This is a genomic window from Chitinophaga sp. G7 BAM 1005 (genome assembly GCF_057126945.1).
Map to the genome: position 1 here is coordinate 5,540,772 of NZ_CP181478.1, position 23,770 is coordinate 5,564,541.

The following is a 23,770-nucleotide window of genomic DNA, read 5'->3' on the forward strand; positions in this document are numbered from 1 at the left end:
TTAACGTCTTCCTATAGATTTTATTTATATCTTTGCGCCACAATCTTAGAGGAAATGACGACAGTTCAATTGGAGTACATTGTTGCGGTAGATACATACAGAAGTTTTGTAGTAGCAGCAGAGAAATGCTTTGTAACCCAGCCAACACTGAGCATGCAGATTCAGAAGCTGGAAGATGAATTAGGCATTAAACTGTTTGATCGCAGCAAATTACCGGTAGTCCCTACAGAAATAGGCGTATCCGTGGTTGCCCAGGCCAGGATCATTATTAAGGAAAATGCCCGCATCCGCGAGATTATAGCAGACCAGAAAAAGGAAGTACAGGGCAACCTGAAAGTGGGCATCATTCCTACCCTCGCGCCCTACCTGCTTCCCCGTATCCTGACCGGGTTCATGAAAAAATATCCGAAGGTACGGCTGGAAATATGGGAATATCCTACCGAGCAAATTATGCAGCAACTGAAACAGGAACTGCTGGATTGTGGCCTGCTGGCTACCCCGCTGCATAACCCCCACCTGGAAGAACATCCTTTGTTTTATGAGTCCTTTGTGGTGTATACCGCTAAAAGCAATGCTTTATACGAGAAAAAAATTGTGAAGGCAGATGAGCTGGATATCAAAGATGTGTGGCTGCTCAATGAAGGACATTGTATGCGCAACCAGGTGCTGAATATCTGTAAAGATAAATTCACGATGGGTGATAACAAGAACCTGGAATATAATACCGGTAGTGTGGAAACGCTGAAAAGAATGGTAGACCTCAACGAAGGCTATACGATTTTGCCGGAGCTGTCGCTGCAGGACCTCTCCTCCCGGCAGCTGAATATGGTTCGCTATTTCAAGGCGCCGGAACCGGTGAGGGAAATCAGCCTGGTAACACATCGTCACTTTATTAAACAGGCGTTGATAGAAGCCTTCAAAAAAGAGATCCTGGCACATGTGCCGGAGAAGATGAAGGTGCAGAAAAATAAGAAAGTAATTGAAATTATAACAGCATAACGGAAGATATAAAGGAAACGGGCTGGTAATAATACATTACCAGCCCGTTGCTTTTTAAAGAGATTTATGCTTTCGCCGGCGTATAATACTTCATCGCTTCCGGCATCAGCCCTTGTAATTTCTGTACGCGGGTAGCGTCGCTGGGGTGTGTGCTCAGGAACTCAGGTGGTTTCTGACCTTTGCTCATGTTAGCCATACGTTGCCAGAAAGGAATCGATTCCTGTGGATTGTAACCGGCCATTGCCATGAATATTACACCCAGGTGATCGGCTTCCAGCTCATTACCGCGGGAAAAGGCGAGCGTACCTAAGTTACCGCCTACACCAAATGCCTGGTTGAAGAGGTTTACGGCAGTAGGATTCTTATTCAGCGCTACGGCGCCGGCTACCTGGATACCCTGCATGACCAGTCCCTGGCTCATACGTTCGTTACCATGACGGGCAATTGCATGCGCTATTTCATGCCCCATTACACAGGCAAGTGCCGTTTCATTCTGGGTTACGGGCAACAAACCTGTATACACCACTACCTTACCACCGGGCATACACCAGGCATTCACTTCTTTGCTGTCTACCAGGTTAAATTCCCATTTATAGCTGGATATTTCATTCCCCATATTATTCTGGTTCATGTACCTGGTAACGGCGGCCGCAATGCGCTGGCCCACTCTTTTTACCATTTCGGCGTCTTTACTGGAAGTTTGCGCCACTACTTTGTTTTCAGACAAAAATGACTGGTATTGTTGCAGGGCCATTGATTGCATGGTGCTTTCAGGAACGAGGTTCAGCTGACTACGGCCGGTGATGGGTACACGCGAACAGGCCGCCAATGCGAGGCTTGCAGTAAAGAATAAAACATACTTTTTCATGGGAGCATCAATTTAAATATGCGGAAACGCACAATGCAAAAAGCAAAAAGCATGCACATTTTTATGGCTGTCGCTTTTTGCTCCCTGCTTTATTATATAACTATAACTAGTTCTTGTCTTTTCTGTTCTTAAACAGCGGAACTTTACTTTCCACCCCTTTCAAGAGCCGCGTAATATTCTTCTGATGGGTTAATACCACCATTAAAGCTACCGCAATAGCAAATATGCGATAAAAGATTTCCGGTTCATTGAAGATATAGAGGATAAGTATCGGGAAAGCGATACTGGCAATGATAGAACTGAGAGAAACGTACCTGGTTAAAAAAAGGATCATTAAAAATACGCCTACGCAGCACAAAGCTACCAGCGGCTGGATGGCAAGCACCAGTCCGAACAGGGTAGCAATTCCTTTACCACCCTTGAAATTTGCCCAGATAGGAAATATATGACCTACCACTGCAGCGAGCCCCAGACCGATCTGGAGATTCACGAGTTGTGTAAGATGCTCAGGATCAAGATAATAGGGAGCCAGATAAGCTAAACGTACAGCTAACACGCCTTTCAGCATGTCTACTACCATTACAAAAGTGCCCGCTTTAGGCCCCAGTACCCTGAAAGTATTGGTGGCGCCGGCATTGCCGCTGCCATACTCCCGGATATCCATACCAAAAACGCCTTTACTCACCCAAACAGCTGTAGGAACAGATCCTATCAGATAAGCACAAATAAGCAATAAAATTTCTATCATCACTACAAGTTAGGAATGCTAAGATAACAAATTCTGTGTTAAAATAGAGAGAATATTAGAAAAGATTGTAACACAAAAGTTGGATTATCAACACTATTTATATGTAACTTTTAATCTATTTTGTTTCGGGTACATAAAACTGAAGCGCCAGCCAGTTATCTTTTTCTATCCTTCCCTCCATGATAAAACCTTTTGAAACCGCGGCCGCTGCAATGTTTTCTTCATCGGTTGGTAAGATACCGCTCAATAATAATTTGCCCCCGGGCACTAATAAATGCCGCATATCTCCCATAAATTTCAGTAAAATATTATAGTTGATATTTGCCAGCAATATATCATATTTTCCGGTAATTGCGTCAAGGTTGTCCGCCTGCCATACTTTTACCTTGTTCATACCGTTGGCAGTAATGTTTTCCAGCGTATTATTCACGGACCATTCGTCGTAGTCGATGGCGTCCGCCGTATCAGCGCCCATCATTTCCGCCAGGATGGCGAGGATACCGGTTCCGGTACCGAAATCAAATACCTTCTTCCCTTTAAAGTCCAGTGGCTCCATGAGCTTTATCATGGAAGCGGTAGTGGCATGATGCCCGGTACCAAAAGCCATTTTAGGGGTAATAATAATTTCATATACGGGTTGGGGATCAAACGGCGGATGAAACTCCGCCCGGATACCGCAAAAACTATCTACCTGCACAGGTTGAAAATTGCTTTCCCACAGGGCATTCCAGTTAACCGGTAAAATCGTTTCTTTCGTATAGGTAACCCCGTGAGCCCCCAGTTGTTGCTGTAGCGCAGCCTCGTCGAAATCAGCGGCGGGGATATAAGCAATAAGTGTGTCCGGCTGTTCTTCAAACCCTTCGTATTTCAGCTCAGATAACCGGGCAATCAGCAGGTCTGTTTGTTCGGCGTCGGCCCGCATGGTAATAGCAATGTAAGACATAGGCCGCAAAGATAGCCATTAGCAGCTATCTTTCAACGTTTTGCCCCCGCATCTGCGGCTAAAACCATCTCTCAATATTAAAAATCATTATATTTGATTTATAAATCATATTAACTATCCTATGAAAGCACTGTTCCTCCTGCTGACCGGCGTGGCGTTGTCCCTGTCGGGAATGGCCCAGGTAATTAAAGTACGGCCGCCTGAACCTATTATGGATTCCATCATTTACCAGACTGAAAATGTAACCCTGGTCTTCGACCGGAAGCATCTCACGGAATATATGACGGGCATGGATTCCACCCTCCGTAACAGTAAATACAGCAACAAGGTATTTAACAGCGTACAGTTTGCGCACCTGAATGCCATAGATATGGGTAACCATTTCCGTAAGGCTTATTGCTACCTGGAAGATACTGCCAACAAGGATTTCAGTTACAGCACCGGTAAAATGAATATGTTATGGGCAGAAGATGGCGGTATTATGCTTCCTTATGTGGAAGAAATAATGCCGGACCTGCTGGCGGGCGGAGAAGTAAGGGTGATAGACAGAAGTACCAAAGCGATACAGCCGGCTTACAAGATGATTGCCGAACCGGTAGATGGTAATAATTACCGGGTGTTCCGCCTGAACAGCGGCCGGGAAATTTTCAGGGAAAGTACTTTTCGTGTAGAGCAGCTTACCAGGAGATAAAACGGATCCATCATAAAAAGAGAAAGCAGCCACCTGGGTGACTGCTTTCTTTTGTATTTAATTCCAGTTATCTGCTAGCTATAACAGCGCCTATTCGGCGTCAAAGGTAGGCTCCTGGGGTTTATCAGGACCGGCGTTGTAATTTCCGCCACCACGGTTACCGTCGCGGTTGAAATCACGTCTGTCGCCGCCACCGCGTCTGTCATCACCGCCACGTCTGTCGTCACGGGGACCACGTCTGTCGCCACGATCGCCACGATCACGGAAGTCGCCTCTGTCGCCACGCTCTTCACGTTCCGGTCTTTCTACATAACCTTCCGGTTTAGGCATAAGCACTTTGCGGCTCAGCTTAAACTTACCGGTTTTAGGATCGGTACCAGTCAGTTTTACTTTTACTTTTTCGCCTTCTGTCAGCACACCTTCCATTGTTTCCAGGCGTTTCCAGGAAACTTCAGAGATGTGGAGCAAGCCTTGTTTACCAGGCATGAACTCAACGAAAGCGCCATAAGGCATAATGGATTTTACAACGGATTCATATACTTCACCTACTTCAGGTATCGCAATAATTCCTTTCACCCATGCAACTGCTTTATCAAGACTTTCTTTCTGAGCAGAGAAGATACTAACTTCGCCGGTTTCACCAACCTCTTCGATGTTGATGGTAGTACCGGTTTCGCGTTGGATCTCCTGTATAATTTTACCACCGGGTCCGATTACAGCGCCGATAAATTCACGGTCGATGATGATCTTCTCCATGCGTGGCGCATGTGGTTTTGGTTCAGGACGTGCAGCAGGCATTGCTTCGTACATGGCTTCCACGATATGCAGACGGCCTTTCTTAGCCTGAGCCAGAGCAGAGCGCATTACATCCATGCTTAAACCATCCACTTTAATATCCATCTGGATACCCACAATACCATCGCGGGTGCCGGTTACTTTAAAGTCCATATCACCCAGGTGATCTTCATCACCGAGGATATCGGTTAATACTGCCCATTTACCATCGGAAGCGCGGGAGATAAGACCCATTGCCACACCGGAAACGTGTTTAGGCAGAGGCACACCAGCGTCCATCAGTGCCAGTGAACCGGCACATACGGTAGCCATAGAGGACGAACCGTTTGATTCGAGGATATCAGAAACCACCCTTACCGTGTAAGCATAGTCGCTGCCTGGCATCATTTGCTTCAGGGAGCGCATGGCCAGGTTACCATGTCCTACTTCACGACGGCCGGGACCGCGCATCATTTTCACTTCACCTGTAGAGAATGGAGGAAAATTGTAGTGCAGGATAAATTTGGAATAGTTGGAAACGGCTGCGCTTTCTATCAGCAGTTCATCTTCCGGGGTACCCAGTGTAACAGTAGTCAGCGACTGTGTTTCACCACGGGTAAACAGGGCGGAACCGTGAGGAGAAGGCAGGATATCTGTTTCCATAGCCAGCGGACGAACCTGATCCAGCGCACGGCCATCCAGACGAACGGATTCATCCAGGATCATGTTGCGGATCACTTCTTTTTCCAGGTCATGCAGGTATTCTTTTACCAGCGGCTGGTCTTCTTCCGGTAATTCGCCCAGGTGTTCTTTCAGTTCGGTACCAATGGCAGCAAACGCATCGCTGCGATCGTGCTTGGCAGAAGCAGACTTGGCTACCTGGTAAATTTTATCTTTTGCAAAAGCTGCTACTTTTGCTTTCAGTTCTTCGTTCTGATGAGGTTGTGCGTATTCACGTTTGCCGGTTACACCTTTCAGGTCACGCAGTTCTTCCTGTGCTTTCACCTGCACCTTGATCGCAGCGTGTGCTGCTTCAATAGCGAGGATCAGATCTTCTTCCTGGCACTCTTTACTTTCACCTTCCACCATCATGATGTTCTTGTCGGTAGCACCGATGATGAAGTCCATGTCGGCTTTAGCCAGTTCAGTACGGTTAGGGTTGATCACGAGTTTGCCATCAATGCGCGCTACGCGGCACTCGGAAATAATTTCCTGGATGGGAACGTCGGATACAGCCAGTGCAGCAGATGCAGCCAGACAGGCCAGTGCATCGGGCATTACTTCGGGATCAGATGAAATCAGGGACACCAGTACCTGTACTTCACATAAATAATTATCGGGGAACAGGGGACGCAGAGCGCGGTCAATCAAACGGGAAATAAGTACCTCGGAATCAGACAACCGGCCTTCACGTTTGAAAAAGGAACCAGGGATACGGCCGGCGGATGCAAACTTTTCCTGGTAATCAACTGTAAGGGGGAAGAAAGACTGGCCTGGTTTGGGTTCTTTATTCGCTACCACAGTGGCCAGCAATATTGAATTCCCTAAACGCACCGTAACGGCGCCGTCAGCCTGACGGGCCAACTTGCCGGTTTCGATGGTCACCATACGACCGTCTCCTATATCGAATTTCACTGAAATAGGTGTCAGATTCATAATAAAGTGAGGATTAAAAATAAAGTTATTCTTTTTTGATCGCTAAAGAACAACAAAAGGTATACATACAAAAAAACTATTCCCAACCATATAAGTTGGGAATAGCGCTATAATTAAGTCATGGTTATTTTCTGATACCTAACTTCTCGATGAGGGCACGGTAGCCGGTGAGGTTGGTTTTAGATAAATAGGAAAGCAAACGCTTTCTCTGGCCAACCATCTTCATCAAACCACGGTGGGTAGAAAAATCCTTTTTGTTTTGTTTCAGGTGACCGGAAATGCTGTTGATACGCTCAGTCAGCAGTGCAATTTGTGCTTCCGAAGAGCCTGTATTTTTTTCGCTTCCACCAAATTCCTTAAAAATATTGGCTTTCTTTTCAACAGTTAAGTAAGACATCTTTAAAAATAATAAGTAATAATAATGTTTTTTTGTCGCTATTTTTCCGGTGCAAAGGTAATTTAAAAAATAGGAATTACCAATTAACGGGAAATTAATAATAAATGAGAGATAATGTACATTTGTAATATTTTCTTTCTCAACAACTCCTAAGAAGAAAAATTCACAGCTGCATTATCCGTTACATGCCCGTTTTCTGTACGCAGTACTCTCGACGGGAATTTCTGTAATACAATGTAATCGTGTGTGGCCATCACTATGGCGGTTCCCTCCCGGCAAATACGGAATAACAACTGCATAATACCATCGGAAGTTTCCGGATCCAGGTTACCTGTAGGCTCATCCGCCAGGATCAGTTTGGGCGAATTCAGCATAGCACGGGCAATATCCACGCGCTGCTGCTCTCCTCCCGATAACTCATACGGCATCTTAAAACCTTTGGTACCCAACCCCACTTTTTCCAGTACATCCGTGATCTTATTCTCCATTTCCTTTGGATCCTGCCAGCCGGTAGCCCGGAGCGCAAATTTCAGGTTATCATGCACGTTGCGGTCGGTTAATAACTGAAAATCCTGGAATACCACACCCAGATTCCGGCGAAGATACGGCACTTTTTTCCAATCCATCTTCTTGAGATCAAAACCAACCACCTGTCCTGTGCCATCATTTAAAGGTAAATCGCCATACAATGTCTTTAACAAACTGGATTTCCCGGTACCGGTTTTACCAATAAGATACACAAATTCACCCTTATTCACCGTGATATTCACATCAGCTAATATCAATGAATGGCCCTGGTATATACTGGCGTTTGTTAATTGTATGATAGGTTGTTCAGGCGTCATGTCCTTTCTGTTTTTTACGGTCTGTGCGGACAAAAATAACTAATTAAAAAATAACTCGTTGTGATAATATGTCAAATATCCATCTCTTTAAAACTAAAAAAATAGTTGTTAAACTAAATAATTAGTTTTAATTTGGTTTTATAAACGAGATATATGAAACAACTCACCAAAGCAGAAGAACAGATCATGCAGGCACTCTGGGAAACAGGACCCGCCTTCGTGAAAGATATGATAGAAGTAATGCCGGAACCAAAACCACATTACAACACGGTATCTACCCTTGTGAAAATTCTGATTGAAAAAGGATTTGTTGACTTCAAAGCCTACGGTAAATCACACCAGTATTTTGCTCTTGTTACCAAAGACGCCTACAGCCACAAAACGGTGAACAATATTGTGAAAGGCTATTTCGACGGCTCCTTCAGCAACATGGTTTCTTTTTTTGTGAAAGAGAAAGAACTGAGTGTCACTGAACTGGAGAAACTGGTACAAAAAATTAAAGCAGCCCAAAAACCTTAACTATGACAGTTCTGCTCACCTATCTTTCCAAAGTGATCATCTGTTCTGCCGTTTTATACGGCTACTATTATATCGCCCTGCGTAATAACCGCTTCCATCAATGGAACCGGTACTACCTGGTGCTCATCACCCTGATTTCCCTGCTCACTCCACTCCTGAAGATTCCATTGCCGGGTCAGGCAACCGAATCGTCTGCAGTATTATCTTATACCGCACGTATTGTTAATATCCGCGAAACCGTGATATCGGCCAGCCCGGGGATCAGCTCCGGCACAGTACTCAACACATTGTACATCGCGGTGATAGGCTTGCTGCTGACAAAAACGGTGATCAGTCTTTTCCGGATCAAAAACCTGATCCGCCGCAGCCAGGTACAGGAAATTCCTCCTTACCGGTTTGTAAAGAACAAGGATATCAAAGCGCCCTTCTCTTTCTTCAGCTATATTTTCTGGGATCATCAAACTTCGCTGAATTCGCCCGAAGGGCAACAAATATTCAAACATGAACTGGTACACCTGCAGGAGAAACACAGCACAGATAAACTGTTCATGGAACTGGTCACCGCTATATGCTGGATCAATCCCTTCTTTCACCTGATTAAACGGGAACTGGCACTGGTGCATGAATTCCTGGCCGACAAAAAAGCAGCGGGAGAAGAAATAGCGGGCTACGCCCAAACCATTCTCCAGATGGCCTTTCAAAGCAAACAATTCAGTATTACGAACGACTTTTTCCATCCGCCAATAAAAAGAAGAATTCTTATGCTGACACAATTCCACACCCCCAGGTTCAGTTACCTGCGACGTATTATGGTGCTGCCACTGGCCGCATTCATTTTCTGCTCCCTTGCATTTGTGGCCGATAAGCGTCCGTCCGCCATTCCGGCGCTTACCGCCACTAACCCCCTTGTACCCACCCCCTCTGCTGTACCCTCCGCCACCCTGGCAATGGATACCACACCTGTGAAAAAGGTGAACAAAACGAAAGACAACGTGTATACTTTTGTAGAGCAGCCCCCGTCTTTCCAGGGCGGCGAAGAAGCGCTGGCAAAATATCTTTCCAAAAACATCCGGTATCCTAAAGCCGCACAGGAAAAAAACATTTCAGGTACCGTATTCGTACAGTATGTGGTAAACGAAGAAGGTAATATCACGGATGTTCATACCGTAGGGAAAAACCCGGGCTTTGGTCTTGCTGAAGAAGCCATACGTGTGGTAAAAGAAATGCCGCAATGGGTACCGGGAAAGCACCAGGGGAAAACGGTATCTGTTCAGTTTAACCTCCCCATCCGCTTTGTGCTGGATGCAGGCAAACAGACACCGAAAACCGGTGATCATACCATTAACTTCCAGCCATCTAATAATAATAATGAAGTATTCACCTTTGTTGAACAGCCCCCACAATTCCCGGGAGGAGAAGAGGCCCTGGCACGCTATCTTACCAGGAGCATCCACTATCCTGCAGAAGCACAGAAAGCCAAAGCCAGCGGCACCACCTTTGTGCAGTTTATTGTAGATGCAGATGGCACCATCCGTGATGTAAAAACAGTGGGCGCTAAGAAAGGTTACGGCCTTGAAGATGAAGCGATAAGAGTGGTCAAAGACATGCCGAAATGGGAACCAGGCGTGCAAAACGAACGCCAGGTAGCTGTGCAGTTCAATCTTCCTATCAGGTTTAGTTTACAAAACTAACACAACTATAAACAATCAATGAACAAGGGCCACAGTTTTAAACGGCGGCCTTTGTTATTAAAATACGGTTATTACTTCTTGAATACTTCTCAGATACTTCTTGGATACTTAGGAGTCGTCTATGTGTCGTATTCCCCATACAGTTCCTATACTGTTCCTATACTGTCCCCATACACTCCCTATACTGTTCCCATACACTCACAATACACTCACAATACACTTCCAATACACTCCCCATACACTATGAATAAAAAATCCTGCCCACTTTGCCGGTGAACAGGATCATTTTCTTAAAAGTAACCTCTAATACACAAAAGTACCGGCCGGCGCTTTCACGGTCACTTTCTTCTCTTCAGCGGCCTCTACCCTGCCTATAATCTGTGCATCGATATTAAAGCTTTTGGAAATGCTGATAATGCCGGCTGCTATTGCTTCCGGAACATACAGTTCCATTCTGTGCCCCATGTTAAACACCTGGTACATTTCCTTCCAGGGGGTACCGGACTGTTCCTGGATAAGACTGAACAACGGAGGTACCGGGAACAGGTTATCCTTGATCACATGCAGTTTCTCAATAAAATGCAGCACTTTGGTTTGAGCGCCACCACTGCAATGCACCATCCCGTGAATCTGCGGACGGAATTGCTCCAGTACTTTTTTGATCACCGGTGCATAGGTACGGGTGGGAGACAATACCAGCTTGCCTGCATCCACGGCGCCAAAGCCTGGGATATCTATTTTATCTGTCAGCGATTTTTTACCGCTGAATACAAGTTCATAAGGAATATTGGGATCAAAGCTTTCGGGGTATTTTTCCGCAATAGCTTTGCTGAATACATCATGACGGGCACTGGTGAGGCCATTGCTGCCCATACCACCGTTGTATTCCGTTTCGTAAGTGGCCTGTCCGTATGATGCCAGTCCCACTACCACATCTCCTGCCTGGATACGATCATTGGAGATCACATCTTCACGTTTCATACGGCAGGTAACAGTAGAATCCACGATGATAGTACGTACAAGATCGCCCACATCGGCGGTTTCCCCACCGGTGGAATAGATACTGATACCGTGATTCCGCAGTTCTGCCAGGATTTCTTCAGTGCCATTGATGATGGCGGCAATTACTTCACCGGGCAACAATTGTTTGTTGCGGCCAATGGTGGAAGAAAGGAGGATATTATCTGTAGCGCCCACACAAAGCAGGTCGTCCATGTTCATGATAATTGCATCCTGGGCTATACCCTTCCAAACGCCCAGATCACCGGTTTCTTTCCAATAAATATAAGCCAGGGAAGATTTGGTGCCGGCGCCATCTGCGTGCATAATATTGCAATAAGCCTCATCGCCCCCCAAAATATCGGGTACAATTTTGCAGAATGCTTTTGGGAAAAGGCCCTTATCAATGTTTTTAATGGCGTTATGCACATCTTCCTTACCTGCTGAAACACCGCGTTTGGCGTAAATATTATTATCCACCGGGAAATAAATAAATATGTAAATAAAAAATAAACTAAATAAAGATGCTCTTCAGGCTGCAAAAGTAACAGATTCCATGCAGAATGCCCGCCGAATGTGTTAGATTTGCACGGCGATTTTGATAGTTATTGATTTATATGCAGGTTCACAGGGACTTAGACCATTTACCGGAATTCCGTAATGCTGTTATCACGATAGGCACTTTCGACGGAGTACATGCAGGCCACCGCTTCATTATTGAGCAATTGGAGCAGGCTGCCAATACCTGCGGTGGGGAAACCGTGATCATTACCTTTGATCCGCATCCGCGGGAGGTATTACAACCCAAACCTAATAACATCCGGCTGCTGACTACCCTGCCTGAAAAAATTGCCTTGCTGGAACGTGCCGGTATCAATCACCTGGTAGTGGTACCTTTTACCAAAGAATTTTCTGAGATGCCCGCCCGTAGTTACCTGGAAGACTTCCTGGTAGCACGCTTCAAGCCGCATACCATCATCATAGGCTATGACCACCGGTTTGGCCACAACCGGGAAGGCGGACTGGAACTGCTGGAAGCAGAGCAGCAGCAATATGGCTTTACCCTGATAGAAATTCCGCAACAGGTTGTGCATCACCTTACGGTGAGTTCTACCAAAATCCGCAAAAGCCTGCAGGAAGGCGATATCCGGCTCGCCAATGAATTACTGGATTACACCTATTTCTTAACCGGCACCGTGGTGCATGGCGATAAAATGGGCCGGCAGCTGGGTTATCCAACCGCCAATCTGCACCTGGCAGATGAAAGAAAGCTGATTCCCGCTGAAGGGATTTATGCCGTAAATGCACAGCTCAGCGGCCGCAGCGAATTATTACCCGCCGTTATGAGCATTGGCTTCCGTCCTACTTTTAATGGCTCCGATTTGCGACTGGAAGTACACGTCTTTGATTTTAATGAAGATATTTACGGACAGGAATTAACGGTTCATTTTGTAGACTACATCCGCTCCAACCTGAAATTCGACAATATAGATGCCCTGATAGTGCAAATGGATAAGGATTCTGCACAGGCGAAAGAGATACTGGCGAAGATCTAAAATTCTTCTCCCAGGAATTCTGTCTTTTGCTCTTTCATTTTAGGAGGTTTCATCAAACGAACCCCGCGCCAGAGAAAAAAGGCAGAAGCGATTACATAAAAGCACATTATCATGGCCGTATTGGTGCTCATTCTAAGATCCACACCGATCCTTCCCTTATGAACAGTAACGATATTCATCAGCACAATTAAAGCGCAGCAACTACTTAAGCAGAAACACAACAGGCCAAACAGCAACCTGAATATCTTTTTTACCCCGATAGCCATATAAATAATTAATTCATCACCTTATACATCAGCTCTTTCATCAGCTCCCCGTCTTCCACACCACTATCATTAATGCCTATACTCCGCAGGTTATATTGATGTAACAGCAAAATAGCTTTTTCGGTTCCTTCGGGTCCGTATTGACGGGCAGCGCTCATATAATCCTTCACAAAAAACGGATGTACCCCAAGCGCAGTGGCTACTTCCTTCTCTCCTCCTTTTACGCTGAAAATGAGGTTTACTTTAGCGAAGAAATTATACAATGCGGGCAATGTCATCTGGATAGGCGCTGCTTTGGGATTGGCGGCAAAGTAGGAGATGATCCGGAATACTTTGGCCGTATTTTTCTGTCCCAGGGCGTTTTGCAATTCAAATACATTGTATTCTTTGCTGATGCCCACATACTTTTCGATATCCCCTTCATCAATCTTTTTCTGGGCCGGTAGATTTACCAGCAGCTTATCTATTTCATTGGAGATACGCGACAGGTCATTACCGATATGATCTACCAGGAGGATAGCCGCTTTTTGTGAGATGGCCAGTCCGCGGCTGCTCACATAGCTTTCTACCCAGGCAGGCAGCTGGTTATCATACAATTTTTTGGTAGACAGCAGTACGCCTTTTTCCTTTATGAGCTTGGCCATTTTACTCCTGCCATCTATTTTGCCCTGTTTATGCGCCACTACAAACACGGTGGAGGTAAGCGGGTTATCGATATAGGTTTCCAGTTTCAGGAGGTCGCGCATGGCCTGCGCTTCTTTGAGGAGTACTACTTGTCTTTCTGCAAACATCGGGTACCTGCGGCAGGCGTTGATCACCTGGCTCCAGTCGGTATCCTTTCCATAAAGGACGGTGAGGTTGAAGCCTCTTTCTGATTCAGGTAACAGTTCATGTTCAGCATAGCTGGTAACCTGGTCAATAAAAAAATCTTCATCTCCTTCCAGCCAGTATAATGATTTGAATTTCTGTTGCTTCCAATCCCTGATGATATCCTGGTACTCCATTACTAGAATGCTTTTCGTCTTTTTAAGACTATTTTTTTACGATAATAATATCTTCCTGTGTCAATGCCGGTAAACGTTTGAATTTCAGCAACAGCTGTGCTACCGCCAGTACATCCTTCTGGCAGTAGGCGGCAATACGTTCCAGGTCTCTTTCCTCCCAGTACACCTTGCCTACCATGCTGCCGTCTATATCGTCTTTGGGCGTATCAATACCCATTACGGCGGTCAGGAGTTTCAGGGAAATATAATGTTTAAAGTCCCCGAAGCGCCACAGTTGCAGGGTATCGAGCATGGGAATTTCCCAGGGTTTAAATCCGTGCAACTGTAAAGGCTGTGGCAAAGATAACTGATGAATAACAGACCTCCTGCAAATAAAAGGAATATCAAATTCTTTGATGTTATGCCCGGCGAACTGAAACCGGGGGTATTTCGCATAGAATTTATTGATTAATTCTAAAAATCCTGACAGCACAACTGATTCATCATCATTATAAAACGATTTCAGCCTTAGCTGGTACCTGTTATTTTCGAGGCTGAAGAAGCCGGCCGAAATACACACAATTTTTCCGAATTCAGCGTAAATGCCAGCCCTGTCAGCGTATGCTGAATCTTCGTTCCCCGAAACTGGCGCAGTTTTTGCAATTTTTTCCCGCCAGAGCTGTTGCATGTCTTCAGATAAGTGCTCCATAGCTGGAGCCGCCGGTGTTGTTTCTATGTCCAACAGTAGTAATTGATCTAATGCAATATTTGGAAGCACGATTGAAAAACAGTTTTATAGCTATTTATAAAATAAGAATATTATAAGTACTTTTGAATAACAATTTTTAACCATATAATAATAAACATAAAACTCACAACTATGACGGAGAACACTTTTAATTCACCTGCACCGGGATCACCCGGACCAGAAAAACCACGTAGCCGGAACGGTCTAATTTACGGTATTTTAATTGCAGCATTAGCGGGTACCTGGATATATATGTTGTACGATAAGAATAAATCCAATGAGCAAATCGTTCAAAAAAGTACACAGATAGATTCGATCTCTTCTTCCCGTGATGCGTTGCAGCAGGAATACAATGCGGCCAATGCCCGCCTGGATGATCTGGTTTCACAGAACACCCGGATGGATAGCCTGGTTAAAACAAAAGATAAAGAAATACAGGATATGAAAGCCAGGATCTCCAGCATCCTGACCAACAAAAATGCTACACAGGCACAGCTGGCGGAAGCCCGTCGCCTGATTGAGCAGCTGAAATCCAATATTGAAGGTTACTCAGAGACTATTGAACGCCTTGAAGGTGAAAAAATAGTGCTGGCAGGGGAAAGAGATTATGCACGTAAAGAGCGCGACTCTGTGTCTACCGTGAAAGACAGTCTTAATAAGAAAGTGGACCTGGGTTCCGTACTGCACGCATCCAACATTAAACTGTTACCAATCCGTGTAAGGAACAACGGTAAAGAAGTGGAAACCAGCAAAGCAAAACGCGCTGATATGATGCGGGTTACTTTTGACCTGGACGACAACCGTATTGCACCAACCGGCGACAAAGAAATCTTTGTGGCCATTACTGCTCCCGATGGGGCTCCTCTGGCTGTAGAAGCGCTGGGGTCCGGCCGTTTCACACTGGAAGATGGTACAGAGAAATTATATACCGCCAAGAAAACAGTTGCTTACACTACTGGTCAGAAACAAACAGTAAGTATGGACTGGAAACAGAACTCCGATTTCAAAGTAGGCGATTATGCTGTTGAAATCTATCACAATGGTTTCAAAATCGGACAAGGTAAAGTAACATTGAAAAAAGGCGGCCTGTTTTAATAGCAATCTGCCTTACTGATAAAGGCAATGGCCGGAGCGAAGATCAATCTTTTGCTCCGGCCATTCGCATTTATAGCGGGTTTATAGCGGGTTCATGGTGTTTTTTTCGCCTATCTGATTTGTTAATGATTAGTTATTGACAAAAAGATATATATAAAAATAAAATTAAATTAACGTTCTTTGCTTCACAATTAAAGATAGCCGGAGGCCACTGTACTCCCTTGACCAATGCTTAAGAAGAGAATGTGACAGGCATATAATGCCGGTTTAGCCCGTGTTTATAATTAAGGAGATTGATTTCAGCTGCTTGTTATCCCTGAAGTCAATGCCCTTTATTTGACAGAAAACGGACCCAGGTAATTCACTTCTTAACATCGTCTCTTGTGCGCCTTTTGTTATTATCGGATAAGATAAGAAGCCCAATTAAAACTGAAGCATGGAAGACATGAATAAAATAGTGTACGTTGTAGATGACGATGAAATATTTCATTTCATCATCAAAAAAATGTTGGGGCACCAAAGCGATCACCTGGTAGTTACCTCTTTTCTCTGTGCAGAAGAGGCCCTGGAGCAGCTTTCCAGTACCCCTCAACCTACCTTACCCTCTCTTATCATTCTTGATATGAATATGCAGCGAATGAATGGCTGGGATTTTATTGAGGCATACAGAGGATTGAAAACTTCTCTTAAAAATACCATCCCGATTATTATGTGCTCCTCCTCAGTAGATGTACGCGATATGCAAAAAGTACAGCGTACACCGGAGCTGATGGCATACATTACAAAACCGCTCGATAAGAATAAACTAAAAGTAATAGAGGAGTATCTGTAAGATATAAAAACACCATTAAAAAAAAGAAGCGAATGATCGGTTGACCATTCGCTTCAATTATTTTCAGCTATTTATCTTTACGCTAAAACTGCGCTGCCATACATTTCTTCACGCAGTGTTTTCACACGCTCATCGGCCAGGTACTCATCAAAGGTCATTAACCTGTCGATGATACCTTTAGGCGTCAGTTCAATAATACGGTTTGCTACTGATTGCATGAAGGTATGGTCATGGGTAGTGAACAACACCACGCCTTTGTAGTTGATCATACTTTCGTTGAAAGACTGGATAGATTCCAGATCCAGGTGGTTGGTAGGTTCATCAAGTATCAGCACATTCGGATCCTGCAGCATCATGCGGCTGGTCATGCAGCGTACTTTTTCACCACCACTCAGCACGGAAGTTTTCTTCATGATCTCATCTCCGCCGAATAACATTTTACCGAGGAAGCCACGCAGGAAAGGCTCATCCACATCTGTTACATGTGGCGGTACGTATTGACGCAGCCAATCCATCAGGTTCAGGTCTTTATTGGTAAAGAAGGCAGCGTTGTCGTTTGGCAGGTAGGCACTGGTAACAGTGGTACCCCATTCAAACTTACCGCTGTCGGCCTTTGCTTCATTGTTGATCACTTCAAAGAAAGTAGTGAGGGCCAGGTGATCTTTAGACAGGAATGCGATCTTATCTCCTTTGTTAACAGAGAAAGTAACATCAGTAAAGAGTTTACGGCCATCCACCAGTTTTTCCAGTTTCTCTACGTTCAGGATCTGGTTACCTACTTCACGCTGTTGCTTGAAGATGATACCCGGGTACTTACGGTTAGAAGGCTGGATATCTTCCACTACCAGTTTTTCGAGGGCTTTCTTACGGGAAGTAGCCTGTTTACTTTTGGAAGCGTTGGCGCTAAACCGGGCGATAAAGTCCATAAGGTCTTTACGCTTATCTTCCATTTTCTTGTTCTTGTCTGCAATCTGGCGGGCCATCAGCTGGGATGATTCGTACCAGAAGGTATAGTTACCACTGAAGATCTGGATCTTCGCGCGGTCCACATCTGCCACATGCGTACATACGGCATCAAGGAAGTGACGGTCGTGGGATACAACGATCACGATATTTTCGTAGTCGGCCAGGAAATTCTCCAGCCAGCCAATGGTTTCCACGTCAAGGTCGTTCGTAGGCTCATCCAGCAGCAGGATATCAGGATTACCGAACAGTGCCTGTGCAAGCAGTACCCGCACTTTAAGGCTACCGGCAATGTCTTTCATGAGCGTACCGTGCATTTCTTCCTTCACACCCAGATCGCTCAGCAGTACTCCCGCATCGCTTTCCGCAGTATAACCGCCCATTTCGCCATATTCAGCTTCCAGTTCGCCTGCGCGCATACCGTCTTCTTCGGTAAAATCTTCTTTGGCGTAAATAGTGTCCCTTTCGTGTGCTATTTCCCAAAGCTTCTTATTACCCATCAATACGGCATTCAGTACGGTAACCTCATCAAACCCAAAGTGGTTTTGCGTGAGCACGCTCATGCGCTCACCGGGGGTGATTTCCACAGTACCTTTATTCGGTTCTATTTCACCGGACAATATCTTCAGAAAAGTAGACTTACCTGCTCCATTGGCCCCAATCACACCATAACAGTTCCCTTTTGTGAAATTGAGGTTTACTTCGTCAAACAATACTCTCTTTCCAAAAGAGAGCGTTACGTTTTTAACACTGATCATGCTGGCTATGTAAATTTTGAAGCTGCAAAGGTACTGATTTTATGCGGGGTTTCCAAGAAGACGTCCTGGCAGACATATCAATAAAAAATATTGATAATCATCTTTATAATAACATTTTGTACATTTCCTTTGCTGAAACACCCGGCAGTAAGTAAACTTTTATTCCGTTAACCTCTTCATCATGAAAGGGTTGCCTGCAATATGCTTTCTATACGTATCTTTAGCGCATAAAAATGGAAACCGCATGACAGCTTATAACCAGATATTTGAGAACAACAAACGTTGGATAGCTACCAAGTTAGCCACAGACGCGGAGTTTTTCGAGAAGATGGCCGATTCCCAGAAACCAGCTTATCTGTATATCGGTTGCAGCGACAGCCGCGTTCCCACCAATGAAATCATGGGGCTCGAAGCAGGTGAAGTTTTTGTACATCGCAATATTGCCAACCTTGTTCCCAACACCGACCTCAATGTAATGGGAGTGATCAACTACGCGGTGGTACATCTCGAAGTAAAACATATCATTGTATGCGGCCACTACAACTGCGGCGGCGTAAAGTCGGCCATGCAGGCGAAAGACCTCGGCATCCTCAACCCCTGGCTGCGCAACATCCGCGATGTTTACCGCCTTCATATGGACGAACTCAACGCAATAACAGATGAGCAAACACGCTACGATCGGCTCGTGGAACTGAATACACAGGAACAATGCATCAACGTGATCAAAACCGCAGCGGTACAGAAATCATACGTGGAAAAAGGATTCCCTACCGTGCACGGCTGGGTGTATGATCTGAAAAACGGCATACTCAAAGACCTGGAAATAGACTTTGAAGGCGTACTGCACGAAATTCAGAAGATTTATGACTTAACAGGTTCCGGCCTGATGCAAAAAGACAACGACTAATCATGGGTCCGATAGGCATATTCGATTCCGGCTACGGCGGCTTAACCGTACTTAAAGAAATAGTAGCGGAACTCCCGCAATACGATTATATCTACCTGGGCGATAATGCCCGCGCGCCTTATGGCAACCGCGGCTTTGATACCATTCACGCCTATACGCTGGAATGTGTGCAGAAACTGTTTGCAATGGGTTGCCCGCTGGTAATACTCGCCTGTAACACCGCTTCGGCCAAAGCCCTGCGTACCATCCAGCAAAAAGATCTGCCCGATATAGCCCCCGATAACCGGGTGCTGGGCGTGATCCGCCCTACTTCTGAAATGGTGGGCACCATCACGCAAACCGGTGAAGTAGGCATACTGGCCACCAACGGCACCGTATCGTCCGAATCTTACCCGCTGGAAATACAAAAGTTTTTCCCGCACGTAAAAACACATCAGCTGGCCTGCCCCATGTGGGTACCGCTGATTGAAAATAATGAACACGAAAGCGAAGGAGCAGACTATTTTGTAAAAGAGTACCTGGATAAAATATTGCTGCCCTCACCCGGCATCGATACCCTCGTACTTGGCTGTACCCATTATCCCCTGCTGATGAAAAAGATCAAACAGTTTTTACCAGGCGGTATTACTGTTTTGTCACAGGGAAAAATTGTGGCACATAGCCTTAAAGATTATCTGAAACGCCATCCTGAAATGGAAAGCAGGTTGAGTAAGCAACAGCAACATGCCTTTTATACAACAGATGACCCGGCAATTTTTGATAAAATGGCGGAGATCTTTTACGGTAAAACAGTGACGTCTGCAAAGATGCTTACCAAATAAATAAAGCCTGCCGGCAAATGATACCGGCAGGCTTTACATTTTTATTTCTCTTCTTTATTTTCCCTCGAGCTTCAACAGGAATGAATACTCCAACGCCACTTCCTCCAGTGCTTTAAACCTTCCGGAAGCGCCACCGTGGCCGGCTTCCATATTGGTATGCAACAGCAGTAAATGATGATCTGTTTTCATTTCCCTGAGCTTCGCCACCCACTTGGCCGGTTCCCAGTACTGCACCTGTGAATCATGTAGCCCGGTGGTGACCAGCATATTCGGATATACCTTCTGCTCCACATTATCGTAAGGAGAATAGGACTTCATGTAATCGTAAGCATCTTTATTTTTCGGATTGCCCCATTCATCAAACTCTCCGGTAGTAAGCGGAATACTTTCATCGAGCATGGTGGTAACCACATCCACAAAAGGTACCTGTGCTACAATGCCGTTGAACAACGTAGGCTCCATGTTGGCTACAGCGCCCATCAACAGGCCACCCGCACTGCCGCCCATCGCATAAAGATGCGCAGTATCGGTATAATGTTGCTGTACCAGGAATTTGGCGCAGGCGATAAAATCGGTGAACGTGTTTTTCTTTTTAAACATCTTGCCATCTTCATACCACTGCCGCCCCATTTCCTGACCACCGCGGATATGCGCAATAGCAAAAGCAAAACCACGATCCAGTAAACTTAACCGGGTAGAGCTGAAAGTGGCATCCATACTGTTGCCATAAGAACCGTATCCATACAGTAATAACGGGCCCCTGCCATTTTTCTCAAACGCTTTCTTATACACAATCGACACCGGAATTTTGGTGCCGTCGGTGGCGGTGGCAAATAATCTCTCTGTTGTGTAATCTTTCGGATCATAACCGCCCAGTACTTCCTGCTGACGTTTCAGTTCACTGGCGCCTGTTTCCATGTTGTAATCATACACCGAGTTGGGTGTGATCATGGAAGTATAGTTATACCGCAGTTCTTTGCTGTCCATTTCCGGGTTACTGCTAACGGAAGCGGTATAAGCGGTTTCTGAAAAGGGCAGGTATTTTTCCGTATGGGTGTTGTCGTTGATGATCCGGATATGCGTTAAACCGCCTTTTCTTTCTTCCAGTACCGTATACTCTTTAAACAGCTCTACTCCTTCCAGCAATACATCGCTGCGGTTGGGAATCAGTTCTTTCCAGTTTTGCCGGGAAGTTTTATCCAGCGGGGTTTCCATCAGGCGGAAGTTGAGTGCGTTCCAGTTGGTGGTGATGTAGAATTTATCATCGCGGTGATCCACATGGTACAGCATCTCTTTTTCGCGCGGGTGGAAAATGCGGAATTCTTCATTGGGTTTGGCTGCATCCAGGATCCTGCTTTCAGAGGATAAGGTGCTTTCGCTGTTGATAATAATATACTTACCGGATTTTGTTTTGGATACCTCTACATTAAACGTTTCATCGGCTTCATGATATACTTCCTTGTCGGCTGCAACGCCCAGTGAGTGCCGCATGATACGATCGGCCCGGAGGGTAACGGTATCTTTGCGGGAATAAAACAGGGTTTTATTATCGCTGGCCCAGGTGCTGCCGGCGGTGGTTTCATGAATTTCGTCTTTCAGCAGTTCGTTTGTTTCCAGGTTTTTGATCCGGATGATATAACGTCTGCGGCTCACGGTATCTATTCCGTAAGCGAGTAATTTCGCATCGGGGCTTACACTCAGTCCGGCTACCTGGCAGTAGGCGTGGCCTGCAGCCAATTCGTTTACGTTCAGGATCACCTCTTCGGGCGCGTCCAGGCTGCCTTTCTTACGGCAATGTACGGGGTACTCTTTTCCTTCTTCATAACGGGTATAGTAATAATAGCCGTTTTTAAGATAAGGCACACTCATATCTGTTTCCTTGATCCGGGATTTCATCTCGGTGAAGAGTTTTTCACGGAGCTTTTTTTCGGGCGACAGGATAGTGTCGAGGTAGGCGTTTTCTGCGTTCAGCCAGGCAAGTACTTTCGGATCTTCCCGGTTGTTCATCCAGTAATAGTTATCGATCCGTTTGTCGCCGTGGATGCTGAGTTCTTTAGCTATCTTTTCCGCTACAGGAGGTTTTATATCAACCTGATCATTCATAGTATTTTTCTTTTGATTACAAGACAAAAGCGCCGTTCCCAAAAGCAACCAACAATTACCCTGGAAGTTTTTAAACATAGGAGATAGATTTAAATAGTAAGGTTTTAACTCAAAAGCATTACAAATTACGAATTCTCCTTACACTATTTTCATATTCACCGGGTCCCAGTTGATCAGTTTTTTGCTGAAGTAGCTCTCATTTGTTACCAGGGCTGGTCCTGCGGCGCGGAGACCAAATACGGCATCTTCCACTACCGGTTTACCGGAGCGCATGGATTCAAAGAAGTTGGTGAAGTGGTCCAGGCGGTCGTCGTATCCTTTGGGAGCGGCAAAAGCGCTGGAGGTTTCTACTGTATTCCGTTTGTCTGCCGGGTATTTGGCGTTATACTCCTGCACATACTGCGCCTGTTGTTGTTTGGTAAATGTGTTATAGGTATCCCAGCCACCATAGCCCGGCGCTTCCGGCAGTTTATGTTTTTTGATTTTGAAATCATTCCAGCCCAGTTCCAGCACGCCTTCGGTACCAATAAAACGGGTGTATTCTCCGCCGCCGCTGCCATCAGCAAAATTCACGCGGAGTGTCATCTGGAAGGCGGGATGTTCTTTTGTTTCGGGATAGTCGAAAATAGCCACTACCACATCCGGCACGTCGCGGCCATCTTTCCATTGTACCAGGTTACCACTGGCATAAATAGATGTGGGGCCGAGGGATCCGGTAATGAAATGCAGTCCGGAGATCAGGTGAACAAAGAGGTCGCCGGGGATGCCGGTACCATAGGCGCGGTAATTACGCCAGCGGAAGAAGCGTACCGGGTCGAAAGGCATTTTGGCCGTATCTTTCAGGAAGGTGTCAAAATCTACGGTAGCGGGTGAAGCATCCGGCGGGATGGAATATTGCCAGGCGCCGAGTGCGCTGTGGCGGTCCATCCTGGCCTCCACCACGTTCAGTTGTCCTATTTCGCCGGCCCGGTAACGTTTACGCGCCTCCGCGAGAGCGATGCTGCTGATGCGCTGGCTGCCCACCTGGAAAACGGCTTTGGTACGTTGCTGTGCGGCAATTACTTTATGTCCTTCTTCTATCTGCTGTACCATCGGCTTTTCACAGTACACGGCTTTACCGGCTTCCATTGCGGCGATGGCAATGGTATCGTGCCAGTGATCGGGTGTAGCTACTATGATGGCGTCTATATCTTTTCGTTTCAATAGTTCGCGGTAGTCGCGGGTGGTGTATACCTGGGAACCGAATACGTCTTTTACTTTTGTGAGGTGACCGGTGTACAGATCAGCAGCGCCCACAAATTCCACTCCCGGCACTTTGATGGCGGTTTCCACATCCCCGAATCCCATGATCCCCATTCCTACGCAGGCAATGCGGATTTTGTCGTTCGGAGCTATCCTTTTCTCAGGCTGTAATATTTCTACGTGTTCCTTTTCGTTTGCGAGGGCTGCCAGCTGGCCTATTCCGAGCAGTGCAGCGGTGCTGCCGATGTGTTTGATAAACTTTCTGCGTGATTGTTCTGACATATGTTCTCTGTTTTACATTGCGTGGAAAAAACACATGATAGTAAAAAAATTTAGAAAGATAAAGTCCGATGGATGAGCGGAGGT

The 23,770-nt window shown here is 45.7% G+C and carries 22 protein-coding genes; 9 read left to right on the top strand and 13 right to left on the bottom strand.

Annotated features, from left to right (window positions below):
- Positions 1–54: 54 nt before the first annotated feature.
- Entirely contained in the window at positions 55–999 is a 945-nt protein-coding gene (locus ACMXI2_RS21935) for a hydrogen peroxide-inducible genes activator (protein ID WP_079470425.1), read from the top strand.
- A gap of 64 nt (positions 1,000–1,063) precedes the next feature.
- On the opposite strand, the gene ACMXI2_RS21940 is transcribed toward ACMXI2_RS21935, so the two are convergent.
- The 3 genes from ACMXI2_RS21940 to prmA all read right to left on the bottom strand — a co-directional run bounded on the left by ACMXI2_RS21940 (position 1,064) and on the right by prmA (position 3,558).
- Positions 1,064–1,867, bottom strand: a complete 804-nt coding sequence (locus ACMXI2_RS21940) for a M48 family metallopeptidase (protein WP_483778204.1) — start codon at positions 1,865–1,867, stop codon at positions 1,064–1,066.
- 106 nt (positions 1,868–1,973) lie between these two features.
- The gene (gene plsY / locus ACMXI2_RS21945; RefSeq protein ID WP_079470427.1) at positions 1,974–2,615 is read right to left on the bottom strand and encodes a glycerol-3-phosphate 1-O-acyltransferase PlsY; all 642 of its coding nucleotides are present in this window, start codon (positions 2,613–2,615) and stop codon (positions 1,974–1,976) included.
- Between the two features lie 115 nt (positions 2,616–2,730).
- Complete coding sequence (prmA, locus tag ACMXI2_RS21950; RefSeq protein WP_483778205.1) at positions 2,731–3,558, bottom strand: 50S ribosomal protein L11 methyltransferase; 828 nt, start codon at positions 3,556–3,558, stop codon at positions 2,731–2,733.
- Positions 3,559–3,679: 121 nt separating this feature from the next.
- Here prmA and ACMXI2_RS21955 point away from each other — a divergent pair, with 121 nt between their 5' ends.
- A complete protein-coding gene (locus ACMXI2_RS21955) occupies positions 3,680–4,249 on the top strand; it encodes a hypothetical protein (protein WP_483778206.1) in 570 nt (189 codons plus the stop codon).
- A 90-nt stretch (positions 4,250–4,339) separates the two neighbouring features.
- Here the strand turns inward: ACMXI2_RS21955 and ACMXI2_RS21960 are convergent, their stop codons facing one another.
- The 3 genes from ACMXI2_RS21960 to ACMXI2_RS21970 all read right to left on the bottom strand — a co-directional run bounded on the left by ACMXI2_RS21960 (position 4,340) and on the right by ACMXI2_RS21970 (position 7,921).
- A complete protein-coding gene (locus ACMXI2_RS21960) occupies positions 4,340–6,679 on the bottom strand; it encodes a polyribonucleotide nucleotidyltransferase (RefSeq protein ID WP_483778207.1) in 2,340 nt (779 codons plus the stop codon).
- A gap of 124 nt (positions 6,680–6,803) precedes the next feature.
- Positions 6,804–7,076 (bottom strand): 30S ribosomal protein S15, encoded by a 273-nt coding sequence (gene rpsO / locus ACMXI2_RS21965; RefSeq protein ID WP_106528148.1) that lies wholly within the window; start codon positions 7,074–7,076, stop codon positions 6,804–6,806.
- A gap of 149 nt (positions 7,077–7,225) precedes the next feature.
- The gene (locus ACMXI2_RS21970) at positions 7,226–7,921 is read right to left on the bottom strand and encodes a cell division ATP-binding protein FtsE (RefSeq protein WP_483778208.1); all 696 of its coding nucleotides are present in this window, start codon (positions 7,919–7,921) and stop codon (positions 7,226–7,228) included.
- A gap of 153 nt (positions 7,922–8,074) precedes the next feature.
- On the opposite strand from ACMXI2_RS21970, the gene ACMXI2_RS21975 reads away from it, so the two are divergent.
- Positions 8,075–8,440 carry a BlaI/MecI/CopY family transcriptional regulator gene (locus ACMXI2_RS21975; protein WP_483778209.1) on the top strand — a complete coding sequence of 122 codons (366 nt, stop codon included), beginning with the start codon at positions 8,075–8,077 and terminating at the stop codon, positions 8,438–8,440.
- A 2-nt stretch (positions 8,441–8,442) separates the two neighbouring features.
- Positions 8,443–10,131, top strand: coding sequence for a TonB family protein (locus ACMXI2_RS21980; protein ID WP_483778210.1), 1,689 nt, complete (start codon positions 8,443–8,445; stop codon positions 10,129–10,131).
- Between the two features lie 303 nt (positions 10,132–10,434).
- Here ACMXI2_RS21980 and ACMXI2_RS21985 read toward each other — a convergent pair whose 3' ends face one another.
- Positions 10,435–11,610, bottom strand: a complete 1,176-nt coding sequence (locus tag ACMXI2_RS21985; protein WP_483778211.1) for an AIR synthase related protein — start codon at positions 11,608–11,610, stop codon at positions 10,435–10,437.
- Between the two features lie 137 nt (positions 11,611–11,747).
- Here ACMXI2_RS21985 and ACMXI2_RS21990 point away from each other — a divergent pair, with 137 nt between their 5' ends.
- The gene (locus tag ACMXI2_RS21990; RefSeq protein ID WP_483778212.1) at positions 11,748–12,686 is read left to right on the top strand and encodes a bifunctional riboflavin kinase/FAD synthetase; all 939 of its coding nucleotides are present in this window, start codon (positions 11,748–11,750) and stop codon (positions 12,684–12,686) included.
- On the opposite strand, the gene ACMXI2_RS21995 is transcribed toward ACMXI2_RS21990, so the two are convergent.
- From ACMXI2_RS21995 to ACMXI2_RS22005, 3 genes are read right to left on the bottom strand one after another with little or no spacing between them, the layout of a single operon-like run.
- Entirely contained in the window at positions 12,683–12,952 is a 270-nt protein-coding gene (locus ACMXI2_RS21995; RefSeq protein WP_483778213.1) for a hypothetical protein, read from the bottom strand. The two genes, ACMXI2_RS21990 and ACMXI2_RS21995, sit on opposite strands and share 4 nt — an antisense overlap.
- Positions 12,953–12,960: 8 nt before the next feature.
- The gene (gene holA, locus ACMXI2_RS22000) at positions 12,961–13,956 is read right to left on the bottom strand and encodes a DNA polymerase III subunit delta (RefSeq protein ID WP_483778214.1); all 996 of its coding nucleotides are present in this window, start codon (positions 13,954–13,956) and stop codon (positions 12,961–12,963) included.
- Between the two features lie 28 nt (positions 13,957–13,984).
- Positions 13,985–14,644: a ribonuclease H-like domain-containing protein gene (locus ACMXI2_RS22005; protein ID WP_483778215.1), complete on the bottom strand. Its 660-nt coding sequence runs from the start codon at positions 14,642–14,644 to the stop codon at positions 13,985–13,987.
- A gap of 171 nt (positions 14,645–14,815) precedes the next feature.
- Between ACMXI2_RS22005 and ACMXI2_RS22010 the strand changes: the two genes are divergently transcribed.
- Both ACMXI2_RS22010 and ACMXI2_RS22015 read left to right on the top strand, forming a co-directional pair.
- Entirely contained in the window at positions 14,816–15,778 is a 963-nt protein-coding gene (locus tag ACMXI2_RS22010) for a zinc ribbon domain-containing protein (RefSeq protein WP_483778216.1), read from the top strand.
- A 436-nt stretch (positions 15,779–16,214) separates the two neighbouring features.
- The gene (locus ACMXI2_RS22015) at positions 16,215–16,610 is read left to right on the top strand and encodes a response regulator (RefSeq protein WP_483778217.1); all 396 of its coding nucleotides are present in this window, start codon (positions 16,215–16,217) and stop codon (positions 16,608–16,610) included.
- Between the two features lie 77 nt (positions 16,611–16,687).
- Here ACMXI2_RS22015 and ACMXI2_RS22020 read toward each other — a convergent pair whose 3' ends face one another.
- Positions 16,688–18,331: an ABC-F family ATP-binding cassette domain-containing protein gene (locus ACMXI2_RS22020; protein ID WP_483778218.1), complete on the bottom strand. Its 1,644-nt coding sequence runs from the start codon at positions 18,329–18,331 to the stop codon at positions 16,688–16,690.
- A gap of 244 nt (positions 18,332–18,575) precedes the next feature.
- Between ACMXI2_RS22020 and ACMXI2_RS22025 the strand changes: the two genes are divergently transcribed.
- A complete protein-coding gene (locus ACMXI2_RS22025; protein ID WP_483778219.1) occupies positions 18,576–19,238 on the top strand; it encodes a carbonic anhydrase in 663 nt (220 codons plus the stop codon).
- 2 nt (positions 19,239–19,240) lie between these two features.
- Positions 19,241–20,059, top strand: a complete 819-nt coding sequence (gene murI, locus ACMXI2_RS22030; protein ID WP_483778220.1) for a glutamate racemase — start codon at positions 19,241–19,243, stop codon at positions 20,057–20,059.
- 54 nt (positions 20,060–20,113) lie between these two features.
- Here the strand turns inward: murI and ACMXI2_RS22035 are convergent, their stop codons facing one another.
- Together ACMXI2_RS22035 and ACMXI2_RS22040 are read right to left on the bottom strand one after the other, a co-directional pair.
- Entirely contained in the window at positions 20,114–22,162 is a 2,049-nt protein-coding gene (locus ACMXI2_RS22035) for a S9 family peptidase (protein WP_483778221.1), read from the bottom strand.
- A 138-nt stretch (positions 22,163–22,300) separates the two neighbouring features.
- A complete protein-coding gene (locus ACMXI2_RS22040; RefSeq protein ID WP_483778222.1) occupies positions 22,301–23,686 on the bottom strand; it encodes a Gfo/Idh/MocA family protein in 1,386 nt (461 codons plus the stop codon).
- Between the last annotated feature and the right edge of the window lie 84 nt (positions 23,687–23,770).